Below are 13,940 nucleotides of genomic sequence, written 5' to 3'. Positions count from 1 at the left end.
AATATTCCTATCTTCTGTTCTTTTTGTTGTTCTTATTCTTTCTCGCAGATCTAGCTGATTCATACTGATCATATGCTGCAACAATCTTCTGTACTAATGGATGTCTTACAACGTCCTTATTTGTAAGTTCACAGACTCCGATCTCTTTGACTTTTCGCAATACTCTTAAAGCTTCTTCTAACCCTGAAATACTGTCAAATGGCAAGTCTTTCTGTGTCAAATCACCAGTGATGATCGCTTTAGAGCCAAAACCAATACGTGTTAAGAACATCTTCATCTGTGCTGGTGTTGTATTCTGTGCCTCATCTAAGATAATGTATGCATTATCCAGTGTACGGCCTCTCATATAAGCCAATGGAGCAACTTCAATTAAGCCTTTCTCCATATTCTTCATAAATGCATCGGCTCCGAGAATCTCATACAGAGCATCATACAATGGTCTTAAATATGGATCTACTTTACTTTGTAAGTCTCCTGGCAAGAATCCCAATTTCTCTCCTGCTTCGATCGCTGGCCTTGTTAAGATAATACGGCTGACTTCATCATTCTTGAATGCTGTAATTGCCATTGCCATCGCAAGATAAGTCTTACCAGTTCCTGCTGGGCCAACACCAAACGTGATCATCTTATCTTTGATCGCTTCGACGTATTTTTGCTGTCCTAAAGTCTTTGGTTTGACAGCTTTACCCTGAATCGTGTGACAGATCACATCTTTATCAAGTTCTACAAGACTTGTAGATTTTTCTTCCATAGATAAAGATAAAGCATAATTTACATTCTGCTCTGTGATCACATTCCCTCGTTTGGATAATTCAAGTAACTCATCGATCACAGAAATCGCATGATTAACTGCCTGTTGTGTTCCAATGCATTTTAACTGGTCACCACGCAGGATCAGACTTACATGCAATGTCTTTTCAATTTTCTTCATGTAGGCATCAAATTGCCCAAATACATTCCCACCATGTTCTGCTGGAAAATTCATTTCTATTTCAACTGGATTCATCTAATTCTCAGTCTCCTTCTTTGCGTATATTCTTATGTATTTTACCATCTGTTACAAAGTTTTTCAACCTGACAGACATATAAAATACATGTGGTCTGATTCATAGGTTTTTAATATTTATTGCTGTGCCGTCGTTGGTGCGATCATCTCTTCTTGTTTTTTTGTTAATTTCTTGATATTTCGGATTTTTCCAATACTTTCTTCTTTGATGATCGATGCCCTCACTTCATATCGGTTGTTCTTCCTTTGATAATTTTCTTCACAGTGAACAATCTTTGCCCCTTTTTTGGCTTTCTTCGTAAGATAATGTTCGAGCTGTTTTTTTAATTTCAACTGTGCTTTTTTTTTCGTTAAGATTTTCTTTTTTGGCTGGTATTTTTCGGTTGTTTGAATCGTAATTCCTATGGGCAAATAAAAAGAAGTCCCTATTTTTAATGATCTTCTCTCTGTCACTACATTTGTATGATTCTGTTTTTGCTTCGATGGAAAATCAAACTGATATTGCCCCAAATATATATTTTTGATGCATTTTTTCTCATCTGTGATTGTTTTTTCATAATATTCCATCGGGATGGAATTTTCATATACCTCTTTGGTACGCATAATAATTTCACCATCTGCTTTGATCTTATCTGTTTGTGTCACAGTAAAATCATCGCTGTAGTAATAGATCAATCCAGATATCAATGTTGTTCCTTTTTTCACGCTGTCACCGGTGCTTACCAATGGTGTCCCGCTTTTTACTGCCATTTTTGTAATGATCCCTGATTTATTTGCCACGATATCACATGGCTTCTTTGGATTCTGCTTTGTTTTGCGATCCAAAGTTTCTTTGATCTCGATATGTAGTCTTGTTCCCTGAACAGAACAGGATACCCACGCAATCTCATCATAATCTTCTCTCAGATGATCTTCCAAAGCATCACAATCAATCTGATATTTTAATGTTCCCAGATGATAGTAGTTATCCGTGACATATTTTAGTATATCACTTTTCGAATATACTTCTCCTCCTGAAACTGTGATTTCCCATAAAAACTGGCTAAAAGAAAAGATCATCATCGCACATAAAAATATGAAGAAAAATAATATTTTACGATTTCTATGTTCTTTTAAGAAATATGGCAGCCCCCTTTGTTTTTGTAACGTAAGCTCAACATTTGCTTTCTGTGCTAATGTTACTAATGTTTGATAAGCACTTTTTCTAATACAAAAGGCATAGCCGTCTGATACTGGTTTCAATTCCCACAGTACCAGATGGTTTTTGGCACAGAGATTTAGGAAACGCTCTGTCTGATATCCTTTGACTTGAAAATATAATTGCCCAAATATAAAATGCAGGATCTTAAGCATATGCCATGCTCCTTTCAGAGAATATCATACATATTCCAGCCTTTTGATCTTTCCTTTAACCTTCATCGCTTCCTGTGAGTAAAAATCAACCGTTAAACCACATCCATAGATGTTTAATATGACATGATTTCCCTGAACAGAAATCGTATCCTCATCATACGATACAATTCCCCGATAATTTTCTATGTACGCTTCACAGTTCCCTGTCAAGCTAATGATAAAATCTCCAAACACCACATCTCTTGGAAGCGAAAGTCCTTTGGCGATTGCTTCTTTTGGTTTATTCTTCATGAAAAACTCCTTTTGTGGCATTTGGTTTAATATATGCCGAAAAAAAGCATCATATACCTGTTTTCAGGTAAATGATGCTTATCTTTTCAACTGATAAAAATTATTTAGATTTTCTCTTACGAGCTGCTTCAGACTTTTTCTTACGTCTTACGCTTGGCTTCTCGTAATGTTCTCTTTTACGAATCTCCTGCTGAATTCCTGCTTTTGCACAGTTTCTCTTGAATCTGCGAAGAGCGCTATCTAAAGATTCATTTTCTTTAACGATTACGTTTGACATTCTATTCCCGACCTCCCCTCCAGTCTTGTACTTGTGCATAGGACTGTTTGGGTTTTAATTTTTTGCACTAGATTAGTATATCACATTCCAGAGATTTGTCAACTATGAAATTTGACTTTCTAAAATTTCTTTTACTTTTGCTACTGCTTCTGGGATTCCGGCTGGGTTCTTTCCTCCGGCCTGAGCCATGTTTGGACGTCCTCCACCGCCGCCTCCAACACATCCGGCGATCGCTTTGATCAGGTTTCCAGCGTGTGCCCCTGCTTTTTGTGCTTCGTCTGTTACCATGGCAACTAAGAAAACTTTTCCGTCTTTCTGGGAAGCAAGGACAATGACACCTTCTCCTAATTTTTCTTTTAAATTATCTCCAAGTTCACGAAGCCCGTTCATATCAACATCTTCTAGAGAAGTTGCAAGAACTTTCACTCCTTTGACTTCTTCTACCTGATCCATAACATCTCCTAGAGCATCTTTTGCAAGTTTGCTCTTTAAGGATTCATTTTCACTCTTTAATTCTTTCACTTCTGCAAGAAGAGATTCAATTCTTGTAAGCAGTGTTGCTGGTGTAGCTTTTAATGCTTTGGCTGCTTCTTTTAATTCTTCTTCCTGTTTGTGGTAATAGTTAAATACTCCCTGGTCAGTCACTGCTTCGATTCTTCGAACTCCTGATGCAACACCAGTTTCAGATAAAATCTTAAATGCTGTGATCACTCCGGTATTCTTTACATGAGTACCACCACATAATTCTACAGAGAAATCTCCCATAGAAACGACTCTTACTTCATCTCCGTATTTCTCTCCAAACAGTGCCATAGCTCCTGTTTTCTTAGCATCTTCCATAGACATAACTTTTGTTACAACTGGAAGATCCTCGGCGATCTTTTCATTGACGATCTTTTCAACTCTTGCGATCTCATCATCAGATAATGGTGAGAAATGTGTAAAGTCGAATCTTAAATGTTCGGCATTATTTAAAGATCCTGCCTGTTCTACGTGAGTTCCAAGCACTTCTCTTAATGCTTTCTGTAATAAATGAGTTGCACTATGATTCTTAGCTCCTAATGCTCGGTTCTTCTCATTGACTGTAAAGACTGCTTTGTCTCCTACGTTGAATGTTCCTTCAACTACGTGTCCAACATGTCCGAACTTACCACCAGATAATTTAATAACATCTTCTACTTCAAAAGCTGCATCTCCACTGACGATCACACCTTTATCTGCTTCCTGACCACCACTTGTTGCATAAAATGCTGTCTGGTCAGCAACGATTGTTCCTTTGTCTCCTTTATTCAGAGTAGAAACAACTTCTGTCTCTGTTGTCATGGCTGTGATCTCGCCTTCACAAGTAAGCTCATCATATCCAACAAATTTTGTTGTCATAGCTGGGTCTAACTGTTCGTAAACAGTTGCATCGGCACCCATGTAGTTTGTTGTTTTTCTTGCAGCTCTGGCAGTTTCTCTCTGAATCTGCATTTCTTTATCAAAGCCTTCTTTGTCTACAGTAAATCCCTTTTCTTCTAAGATTTCGATTGTCAGATCTAGTGGGAATCCATAAGTGTCATATAATTTGAACGCATCAGCACCAGCAAGTTCTTTGCTGCCTTTTTCGTTCATATCTTTTTCCATATCTGCTAAAATAGACAGTCCCTGATCGATCGTCTTGTTGAACTGTTTTTCTTCCTGAGATAAATGATTGAAGATAAATTCTGCTTTTTCTTCTAATTCTGGATATCCGTCTTTGGATTCACGGATCACAATCTTACTGATATCTGTTAAGAACAGATGATCGATTCCTAGTAATCTTCCATGTCTTGCTGCACGACGGATCAGACGACGAAGTACATATCCACGTCCTTCGTTGGATGGTGTGATACCATCAGATAACATAAATGTAGCAGAACGGATATGGTCTGTGATCACACGGATAGATACATCTGTCTCGTGATCGACACCATAAGTAACACCAGCAATCTTACAGACTTCATCACGGATTGCTTTGATAGAGTCTACATCAAAGATAGAATCTACTTCCTGTACTACAACAGCAAGACGTTCCAGTCCCATACCTGTATCAATGTTCTTGTTCTCTAATTCTGTATAATTGTTGTGTCCGTCATTCTCAAACTGTGTAAATACGTTGTTCCATACTTCCATATAACGATCGCAGTCACATCCTACTGTACAGTCTGGGCTTCCACATCCGTATTTCTCTCCACGATCATAGTAGATCTCTGAACATGGTCCGCAAGGTCCTGCACCATGCTCCCAGAAGTTGTCTTCTTTTCCAAAACGGAAGATTCTCTCTGGTGCGATTCCGATCTCTTTCTCCCAAATCTCGAATGCTTCATCATCATCTTCATATACAGATGGATATAATCTATCTGGATCTAATCCGATCACTTCTGTTAAAAATTCCCAAGACCATGCGATTGCTTCGTGTTTAAAATAATCTCCAAAAGAGAAGTTACCTAACATCTCAAAGAATGTACCATGTCTTGCTGTCTTACCAACATTTTCAATATCTCCTGTACGGATACACTTCTGACATGTTGTTACTCTTGTTCTTGGTGGTACTTCCTGTCCTGTGAAGTAAGGTTTCAGTGGTGCCATACCAGCGTTGATCAGTAATAAACTGTTATCATTCTTTGGCACAAGTGAAAAACTCTTTAATGCTAAATGTCCTTTACTTTCGAAAAACTCAAGATACATCTTCCTGAGTTCGTTGACTCCATATGCTCTCAACGTTTCATCCTCCTAGTGTCATTTCATTATATTATTAAGAAGACCTTGTCTTTACGGCTTTTTAGCTGCATGAGAATATAAACTCATGCAGCTAAATGATCTTCTCCTAATCATGTATGATCTTATGCTTCTTTCTTCTTTGCCTTTGCACGACCAGTTCCGAAATAAATTCCTGCCGCGGAGCATGCAAAGAGAATCGCAAACTTCAATACATAAGAGACTAATTCTGATAAAAATGCTGTCATAATCTTGCCTCCTTATCTTATAAAGTCGATTATACCAAATCGAACTTAGAAACACAAATATTTTCTCACAAAGATTACATCTTAATCCTCTTTTTCTAATAAATCTGTGTAGAAACAAGAATAATTTCCTGTATGGCAGGCAGCTCCGATCTGCTTTACTTTGGCAAGTAAAGTATCTCTGTCACAGTCGATATATAAATCTTTGACATATTGATAATGTCCGGATGTCTCTCCTTTGATCCATAATTCATTACGGCTTCGACTGTAATATGTCATGATTCCTGTCTCGATCGTCTTATCATAAGCTTCCTTGGTCATATATGCGACCATCAAAACTTCATTTGTCTTATAATCCTGTACAACAACGGTTAACATTCCATCGCTGTTTAATTTGAATTCATCAAAACTCATCTTACTGTTTAATGGCTTTGCTTCGTTGCTCATCTTATAGGGCTCCTTTCGTAGAAAGCACATCTGTGATCCTTGAGTCTAAACTTGTTGCTTCATCTAAAGCTTTAGCAAATGCTTTAAATGCTGCTTCAATCATATGATGATTATTTTCCCCATGTAATTTCTTTAAATGCAGATTCATCATACTGCCATAAGATACCGCATAGAAGAATTCTTTTACCATCTCTGTGTCAAATTCGCCAACACGGTCAACGGTAAAGTCACAATCCATCACAAAATATGGTCTTCCAGATAAATCGATCGCACATAGCATTAATGTCTCATCCATTGGAAGCATGAAAGATCCATAACGTTTGATCCCTTTTTTATCTCCAACCGCCTGTTTGATCGCTTCGCCAAGTACAATTCCAACATCTTCAATTGTATGGTGGCAGTCGACATATAGATCTCCTTCGACTTCCACATCAAGATCAAAAAATCCATGGCGTGCAAATGCATTTAACATATGGTCAAAAAAACCGATTCCTGTATGGATGTTTCCATTTCCATTTCCATCAAGGTCAATGGAAAGTTTGATCTTTGTCTCGCTTGTATTTCTTTCAATTGATGCACTTCTACTCATATCTTTATCCTTCCTGGTTATCTTCAAATCTTACTTTCATGGAATTTGCATGTGCAGTCAGCTGTTCCTGATTTGCAAAGAATTCGATGTCTTTGTGTACTGGCTCTAAGGCTTCTCTTGAATAGTAAATGACACTTGATTTCTTGATAAAATCGTCAACACTTAATGGAGAGAAGAATTTCGCTGTTCCGTTTGTAGGAAGAACATGATTTGGTCCTGCGAAATAATCTCCTAGAGGTTCACAACTGTATGCTCCAATAAAGATTGCTCCTGCATTCTTGATTCTTGTCATAACATCAAATGGATTGGCTGTCATGATCTCCATATGTTCAGATGCAATGGCATTTGCTGTATCGATCGCTTCTTTCATATCACTTGCAACAAGAATATATCCGAAAGAATCTAGAGATTTCTCCATGATTTCTTTTCTTGATAACTGATTTAAGAATCCATCGATCTCATCAGATACTTTATGTGCTAATTCTTCACTTGTTGTAACAAGGATCGCACTTGCCATCTCATCATGTTCTGCCTGTGAAAGTAAGTCTGCTGCCACATATCTTGGGTTTGCTGTCTCATCTGCTAAAACTAAGATCTCACTTGGTCCTGCGATGGAATCGATGCTTACATTTCCATAAACTGCTTTTTTCGCTAATGCAACAAAAATGTTACCTGGTCCTACGATCTTATCTACTTTTGGAATAGACTCTGTTCCAAATGCCATCGCTGCGATTGCCTGTGCTCCACCAACTTTATATACTTTTGTTGCTCCAGCTTCTTTTGCTGCCACTAATGTATTTGCTGTAACTTTTCCATCTTTTCCAGGAGGTGTTGTCATGATGATATTTTTCACTCCTGCAACATGTGCTGGAACAATGTTCATTAATACAGAAGATGGATAAACGGCTTTTCCACCTGGCACATAAACGCCACAAGTCTCCATTGGTGTAACTTTCTGTCCAAGCATCACTCCGTCTTCTCTTGTCTCAAACCAGCTCTTCTGAATCTGTTTTTCATGAAAATCACGAATGTTCTTGATTGCTTTACGAATAACTTTGATCAATTCATCATCCACTTCTTCATAAGCTTCTTTGATCTCTTCTTCTGTAACTAAAATATTGTCTGCATTGATCTCAGCTTTGTCAAACTGTGCTGTATAATCAAAGACTGCTTTATCTCCATTATCTCTGACATTTTTGATAATCGCATCAACTTTATCCTGAAAATCCCCATAGTTTGTAGGACTTCTCTTTAATAAATCTGATAAGATATTTGCAATTGAATCTTTGTTTACTTTTACTATTCTCATGATTCTTTCCTCCGACCTATTCTTTTTCGTCTAAGATCTTCTTTAATGCAACGATGATCTTACTGATACGTTCCTGTTCCATCTTCTGGCTTACCTGATTTACTACCATTCTTGCAGATAGTGGGCAAACCTCTTCTAAGACCTCTAGTCCGTTTTCTTTTAATGTTGTTCCTGTCTCTACGATGTCGACGATCACCTCAGATAATCCAACGATCGGTGCAAGTTCGACAGATCCGTTTAATTTAACGATCTCTACTGTCTGTAATTTCTGATTATTGAAATATTCTTTCGCAATATGTGGATATTTGGATGCTACACGGATGATCTCATTGCTGTTTAAGTATTTCTTCGCTTCTTTTGGTCCACAGACACACATCTTGCAGGCTCCGAATTTCAGATCTAATACTTCATACAGGTTTCTTCCTTCTTCAAGGATTGTATCCTTTCCAACAACACCGATATCGGCTGCTCCGTATTCAACATAAGTTGGCACGTCACTTGCTTTGGATAGGAAAAATTTTAATTTTAATTCTTCATTGACGAAGATCAATTTTCTTGTTTTCTCATCTTTCATTTCCTCGCATGTAATACCGATCTCTTCTAATAAAGCCATCGCTTTCTTTGCAAGTCGCCCTTTTGCAAGGGCAAATGTAATATATCTCATGATCTTTTGTTTCCCTTCTTTGTGCTAGATTTGTTGATTAGATAAAATAAAGGATTCCACCAAGGCGATGTTCTTTGGCAAATTTTTCATAATCTGCTTTACTGCACAGATTATTTTTTCTCTCTAAAATGACTTTCTTTCCTTCTTTTCTTAATTCTTCTGCTCGAAGGATCGCATCTTTCATCGTTGCTTCTTTATAAATGATCATGGTATCCATATGATCAGCTTCCATATGGATTCCCTGGCGACTTAATGCCATCATCAGCTCATCTAATACGATCGCAAATCCGACAGATGGGGCTTTCTTTCCAAACTGTTCGATCAGATTATCATATCGTCCACCCTTTAGGACTGCGTCTCCAGTTCCATAAGTGTAACCTTTGAAAATGATTCCTGTATAATAGTTATGTTTATTTAACATTCCAAGATCGAAACTTACATACTGTTCTTTGCCGTATAATTTCAAAATATCATAGACATCACGAAGTCTTTTGATCGCTTTCTTAGACTGTTCATTCTCTACCATAGCTTCTGCTTGATCTAAGATCTCTACATCTCCATTTAACTCATTGAAATGTAAGAAGACATCTTTAATCTTATCAGATAAATCTAATGCTTCCACATATTCCATTAATCCGAAATAGTTTTTATTTAAGATCAATTCACGAAGCTGTGTCTTGACTTCTTCCTCTTTGATCGTCTGTGTTAATCCGTTAAAAAATTCAACCTCCCCAATGGAAAGTCTGAAATCTGTTAATCCTGCTGCTAAAAAACAATCAATTGCCATTGCAATGGATTCTGTATCTGCCTGTACAGATGCATCATTGACTAATTCTGCACCTAACTGACATGTCTCTTTTAACTTCAGTTGATAACTTGAGTTATTCAAAAACACGTTTCCTGCATAAGAAAGACGGATTCCCATATTCTCTTCATTAAAATATTTTGCAATACAACGTGCAATGGATGGTGTGACGTCTGGACGAAGAACTAAGGTATTTCCTTCTCTGTCAAAAAATTTAAACATCTCTCTTGCAGAGACTGTTCCTTTTTCGCTATTAAATACGTCAAAGAATTCAAATCCTGGAGTTCTGATCCCTTCATATCCGTAAGATGCAAAGACTTTGTTTAATTTGGCTTTTAACTTGCTTCGCTGTCCATATTCGGTTCCATATACATCTCTGACACCTTCTGGTGTGTGGACTCTCTTTTTATTCATAATTTTGCCGCTCCTTGATACTTTATCGAATTAAAGTGCTACTTAGGTAGCACGTCAAATTATTTGTATTTTACCAATCATTAACTTATTTGTCAACCTCGTTCACTCTAATTCATCTTATCCTATATTACATGAAAATCTTACAACTGGGAGATTACTTCCTCAATGACCTGATCCATGATTTCTACTGGGTCATATACAAGATCCACACTGCAGTATCCACAGATATCTTCTAAGGCTCCAAAAATCCATGGATTTCTTGCTTTGATCGTCTTCATCCTTCCATTCTGCTGTACGAAACTGATGAAAAATCCCAAAGTTCTACTGATCTCATCATCACCTTCTTCTAAAATATCCATTGTGATCACTCCGCCATCGGTATTATCATATGCTATAAATAACAGAGGATTCTTTGGACGTTCTCCCTCTTCTTCCCCTTCTACCATCACTGGGAGATAAGTAAAATCTAAGATCACTTCAAGATCAATCTGTTTCTTATTCTTTAATTCGTCTTTTAAATCCTGATCTTCTAACATCACGGATGGAAATTCTTTTTCTGCTTCTGGAATTTCTTTTACAAACATCTCCCATGTGTCATTTTCAGAATTATAACGGCGTACGATTCCTTCTGCCTGTTCGATATCTGGATTTAATTTTCCATCTTTGACTGCTTCTAATATCATATATAAATTTTCATAAGTTTCTGTAAGAAGTGCTACTTCATCTTCATCTAACTGATATGGTTTGTATCCTTTTTTATAAGAAACAAAATAAATCCAGTCACTGATTGTTTTGAAACGGATATCCAATTCATCGATCACGCTTCTTTGCTCGTCTGGAACATTCATCATGCTTCCCCAGAAACAAGTAAGGCTTGAATGCTCATCCATCAGATATTGTGCTGGAAGATCTCCCTCTTCTGCTCCAAGGATCATATAGAAATCCCCTAAACCTTCCATTCCGTCGAAGACTGCGATTCCTCTTTCCCCGCTGAATTTTCCCATCACACTGCAAAAGACAGGTTCTTCTCTGTCTTTTAACTGAATCGTCACAAGCTGCGTATCTCCAAGATCATTCCAAGGTTCTAATTTGTCTAACTTTAATGTAATATCATATAACTGCTTCCATGCATTGATTGATGCTTCTTTTCTCAATGAACTTTCCTCCATATCTTTGACGTAATTTTGTATACTTAAGATTTATTATAATAAGAAATGATTTTAATTACAACAAAATCCCGACTATCTCTCTATGATTTATTGATTTGATCGTTTTTTCTTTATACTTTTCCCGATTTCTGATATAATTGTTTGACGGATTTATCTTCTTATATTATAAGATAACCGATTTTTTACCAGGAGGTATTTCATTATGGCATTCGACGGATTTGTCATTTCAAATATTGTATCAGAATTAAATAAACAGATCATTGGCGGAAGAATCTATAAGATCTATCAGCCAGAAGCCGACGAGATCACACTTGTGATCAAGAAAGAGAGACTGACAACAAGACTTCATCTCTCAGCCAGTGCTTCTCTTCCCCTTGTCTATTTATCCAAGGAAGGAAAAGCAAACCCTATGCAGGCACCAAACTTCTGCATGCTGCTTCGTAAACATATCAGCAGCGGAAGGATCATCTCGATCACTCAGCCTGATTTTGAGCGTATCATTGAGATTCAGATTGAGCATCTAGACGAACTTGGAGATATCTGCCAGAAGCGTCTGATCATTGAGATCATGGGAAAACACAGCAATATCATTTTTGTAAACAGCGATGATGTGATCTTAGATAGCATCAAGCATATCTCTGCAAATATCAGTTCTGTCAGAGAGGTATTGCCGGGACGTACTTATACCTTCCCGCCATCTAAGGGAAAACATCCGCTAGCAAGCCTGACTGCAGATGACTTTTATCAGCATATCATCACAAAACCATTGAATCTTTGCAAAGCACTTTATACTTCCATCACGGGAATGAGTCCTTTGATCGCAAATGAACTTTGTTATCGTGCAGGACTTGACGGTAATGCTTCCACGGATTCTTTGACCGATGACAGTGCTGCTGGTTTATATGGACAGCTTATAAAATTAAATGCTCTTGTAGAAGATGAAGCTTATCAGCCAAATATCATTTATTCCGGGGAAGAACCGAAGGAATTTTCTTGTATCCCTTTAACTTCTTATCCTGACTGCACCGCAAAAACATATGATTCTATTTTCGACGTATTGATCGGGTATTATTCTGAAAAAGAAAAATATACGAGAATGAAGCAGAAATCTTCTGATCTTCGTAAGATCGTGCAGACAGCCCTTGAGAGAACGAGTAAGAAATATGATCTGCAGCTTCGTCAGTTAAAAGATACGGAAAAACGCGAGAAATTCAAAGTTTATGGAGAACTTACACAAACTTATGGCTATGGATTGGAACCAAATGCAAAATCTCTGACTTGCATGAATTATTATACAAATGAAGAGATTACGATCCCTCTGGATCCAACAAAAACTCCTTTGGAGAATTCCAAGAAATTTTTTGCAAAATATAATAAATTAAAACGTACGTATGAAGCTCTTTCTGAGCTAGTCGTGGAGACAAAAGCAGATCTTGATCATCTCGATTCCATCTCTACTGCTCTTTCTTTATCAGAAGATGAAAAAGATCTTCAGTTAATCAAAGATGAGCTTTCTGATTATGGTTATATTAAGAGCCATGGAAAGAAAAAGGGTAAGAAACAAGCAAAATCCAAACCATTACATTTTATTTCTTCCGATGGTTTCCATATGTATGTTGGGAAAAACAACTACCAGAATGATGAATTAAGCTTTAAATTTGCAAATGGTGGTGACTGGTGGTTCCATGCGAAAAATATGCCCGGTTCACATGTCATTGTTCGTAAAGAGCAGGCAGAAACACTTCCAGATGCAACATTTGAAGAAGCTGGTCGTCTTGCGGCTTATTATTCTAAAGGCCGTCAGGCACCAAAGGTTGAAGTCGATTATGTACAGAGAAAAGAACTTCGGAAACCACCGAAAGCAAAACCTGGATTTGTCATTTACCATACGAACTATTCTATGATGTGTATTCCAAATATTGACGGAATTGAGGTTGTTGAATAGGTTGTATCTGTGAATTTATAAAATTTGTATCACAAAATAACAAAAGGGATTGATCACTTATATTTTCTTGTGATCGATTCCTTTTATTTATAACCTCTTCTTTTTTACTATCGTAAAACCGACATCAAAACTTCTTCCATATTCTTGACATCAATTAGTTTCGCAATATGTCCATTCATGCATTTTGATAATGCCATTTTACGATCTTCCTCAAATGCATTGGCTTGTTCTGCCTGTAACTGAGATTTCTTTGCGTTTTCCTCTGCGATTCTTGCCTTTTGAAGCAGCTTTAAAAACACGATCAAAACCAATAAAAAAGCACCGGTCTTTTTAATTCTATTGTAGCGGATTTTTACGCAATAATACAGTATTTTCCTTAATCTATATTCTATGTTTCTCTGTCTTATCAATCTGAATGATCTTTCCATCCTGAACAATGATCGTAATATTGCCATATTTCATATTTTGTAATAACTCTTCGATTTTTTCTTGCCATTGGTGTTGTTCTTGTGATTTTTTTGTATTATGTTCCATATGCCCGCCTTATTTCCTATGTCACTACGTTATGATACTTTCTTATCACGTAAAAAGACGGCCGGTAAATTTCCGGCCGCCTTTCCATATATAAATTATATGATTAAGAGAAAAGGTTGTTTACTTTAACTTTTGGTTAATTTTCATTGATAT

Annotated in this window: 14 protein-coding genes and 1 pseudogene; 1 reads left to right on the top strand and 14 read right to left on the bottom strand. The window is 37.1% G+C overall.

The genetic code is table 11. The annotated features are described in order from the left end of the window. Positions 1–7: 7 nt before the first annotated feature. The 12 genes and pseudogenes from KE503_RS07380 to KE503_RS07330 form a co-directional block, all read right to left on the bottom strand. Positions 8–1,006, bottom strand: a complete 999-nt coding sequence (locus KE503_RS07380) for a PhoH family protein (protein WP_022374097.1) — start codon at positions 1,004–1,006, stop codon at positions 8–10. A 117-nt stretch (positions 1,007–1,123) separates the two neighbouring features. Beyond that, positions 1,124–2,359, bottom strand: coding sequence for a sporulation protein YqfD (locus tag KE503_RS07375; RefSeq protein WP_212384871.1), 1,236 nt, complete (start codon positions 2,357–2,359; stop codon positions 1,124–1,126). Positions 2,360–2,383: 24 nt separating this feature from the next. Then, on the bottom strand, positions 2,384–2,650 hold the full coding sequence (locus KE503_RS07370; protein ID WP_022374099.1) for a YabP/YqfC family sporulation protein: 267 nt from the start codon (positions 2,648–2,650) through the stop codon (positions 2,384–2,386). A gap of 100 nt (positions 2,651–2,750) precedes the next feature. Beyond that, positions 2,751–2,927 carry a 30S ribosomal protein S21 gene (gene rpsU / locus KE503_RS07365; RefSeq protein WP_015530429.1) on the bottom strand — a complete coding sequence of 59 codons (177 nt, stop codon included), beginning with the start codon at positions 2,925–2,927 and terminating at the stop codon, positions 2,751–2,753. A gap of 102 nt (positions 2,928–3,029) precedes the next feature. After that, positions 3,030–5,669 carry an alanine--tRNA ligase gene (gene alaS, locus KE503_RS07360; protein ID WP_081020103.1) on the bottom strand — a complete coding sequence of 880 codons (2,640 nt, stop codon included), beginning with the start codon at positions 5,667–5,669 and terminating at the stop codon, positions 3,030–3,032. A 122-nt stretch (positions 5,670–5,791) separates the two neighbouring features. Then, on the bottom strand, positions 5,792–5,914 hold the full coding sequence (locus KE503_RS14695) for a hypothetical protein (protein WP_262568793.1): 123 nt from the start codon (positions 5,912–5,914) through the stop codon (positions 5,792–5,794). Between the two features lie 87 nt (positions 5,915–6,001). Then, positions 6,002–6,331, bottom strand: a pseudogene (hisI, locus tag KE503_RS07355) (phosphoribosyl-AMP cyclohydrolase); the annotation flags it as partial. Between the two features lie 28 nt (positions 6,332–6,359). Continuing rightward, the gene (gene hisB / locus KE503_RS07350; protein ID WP_055197867.1) at positions 6,360–6,947 is read right to left on the bottom strand and encodes an imidazoleglycerol-phosphate dehydratase HisB; all 588 of its coding nucleotides are present in this window, start codon (positions 6,945–6,947) and stop codon (positions 6,360–6,362) included. Between the two features lie 4 nt (positions 6,948–6,951). Further along, the gene (gene hisD, locus KE503_RS07345) at positions 6,952–8,256 is read right to left on the bottom strand and encodes a histidinol dehydrogenase (protein ID WP_009264306.1); all 1,305 of its coding nucleotides are present in this window, start codon (positions 8,254–8,256) and stop codon (positions 6,952–6,954) included. Positions 8,257–8,272: 16 nt separating this feature from the next. Further along, positions 8,273–8,920, bottom strand: coding sequence for an ATP phosphoribosyltransferase (gene hisG / locus KE503_RS07340; protein WP_008391334.1), 648 nt, complete (start codon positions 8,918–8,920; stop codon positions 8,273–8,275). 37 nt (positions 8,921–8,957) lie between these two features. After that, positions 8,958–10,139, bottom strand: a complete 1,182-nt coding sequence (gene hisZ / locus KE503_RS07335) for an ATP phosphoribosyltransferase regulatory subunit (protein WP_212384870.1) — start codon at positions 10,137–10,139, stop codon at positions 8,958–8,960. Positions 10,140–10,279: 140 nt separating this feature from the next. Continuing rightward, a complete protein-coding gene (locus KE503_RS07330; protein WP_249183001.1) occupies positions 10,280–11,293 on the bottom strand; it encodes a DUF7309 domain-containing protein in 1,014 nt (337 codons plus the stop codon). Between the two features lie 217 nt (positions 11,294–11,510). Between KE503_RS07330 and KE503_RS07325 the strand changes: the two genes are divergently transcribed. Continuing rightward, the gene (locus KE503_RS07325; RefSeq protein ID WP_022374180.1) at positions 11,511–13,253 is read left to right on the top strand and encodes an Rqc2 family fibronectin-binding protein; all 1,743 of its coding nucleotides are present in this window, start codon (positions 11,511–11,513) and stop codon (positions 13,251–13,253) included. A gap of 107 nt (positions 13,254–13,360) precedes the next feature. Here KE503_RS07325 and KE503_RS07320 read toward each other — a convergent pair whose 3' ends face one another. Both KE503_RS07320 and KE503_RS07315 read right to left on the bottom strand, forming a co-directional pair. Further along, entirely contained in the window at positions 13,361–13,558 is a 198-nt protein-coding gene (locus KE503_RS07320) for a hypothetical protein (RefSeq protein ID WP_212384868.1), read from the bottom strand. 76 nt (positions 13,559–13,634) lie between these two features. Then, a complete protein-coding gene (locus KE503_RS07315) occupies positions 13,635–13,787 on the bottom strand; it encodes a YezD family protein (protein ID WP_022374182.1) in 153 nt (50 codons plus the stop codon). Between the last annotated feature and the right edge of the window lie 153 nt (positions 13,788–13,940).

Source organism: Anaerostipes sp. Marseille-Q3525 (assembly GCF_018223505.1).
Classification (GTDB): Bacteria; Bacillota; Clostridia; order Lachnospirales; family Lachnospiraceae; genus Anaerostipes; species Anaerostipes amylophilus.
The sequence above is the reverse complement of the archived record's forward strand: the minus strand, read 5'-3'. Positions and strand labels throughout refer to the sequence as shown.

Bases quoted from the DNA above. Each gene is read 5' to 3' on its own strand.
- KE503_RS07380 (WP_022374097.1), bottom strand. From the start codon at position 1,006: ATGAATCCAGTTGAAATAGAAATGAATTTTCCAGCAGAACATGGTGGG.
- KE503_RS07375 (WP_212384871.1), bottom strand. From the start codon at position 2,359: ATGCTTAAGATCCTGCATTTTATATTTGGGCAATTATATTTTCAAGTC.
- KE503_RS07370 (WP_022374099.1), bottom strand. From the start codon at position 2,650: ATGAAGAATAAACCAAAAGAAGCAATCGCCAAAGGACTTTCGCTTCCA.
- rpsU (WP_015530429.1), bottom strand. From the start codon at position 2,927: ATGTCAAACGTAATCGTTAAAGAAAATGAATCTTTAGATAGCGCTCTT.
- KE503_RS14695 (WP_262568793.1), bottom strand. From the start codon at position 5,914: ATGACAGCATTTTTATCAGAATTAGTCTCTTATGTATTGAAGTTTGCG.
- hisB (WP_055197867.1), bottom strand. From the start codon at position 6,947: ATGAGTAGAAGTGCATCAATTGAAAGAAATACAAGCGAGACAAAGATC.
- hisD (WP_009264306.1), bottom strand. From the start codon at position 8,256: ATGAGAATAGTAAAAGTAAACAAAGATTCAATTGCAAATATCTTATCA.
- hisG (WP_008391334.1), bottom strand. From the start codon at position 8,920: ATGAGATATATTACATTTGCCCTTGCAAAAGGGCGACTTGCAAAGAAA.
- hisZ (WP_212384870.1), bottom strand. From the start codon at position 10,139: ATGAATAAAAAGAGAGTCCACACACCAGAAGGTGTCAGAGATGTATAT.
- KE503_RS07325 (WP_022374180.1), top strand. From the start codon at position 11,511: ATGGCATTCGACGGATTTGTCATTTCAAATATTGTATCAGAATTAAAT.
- KE503_RS07315 (WP_022374182.1), bottom strand. From the start codon at position 13,787: ATGGAACATAATACAAAAAAATCACAAGAACAACACCAATGGCAAGAA.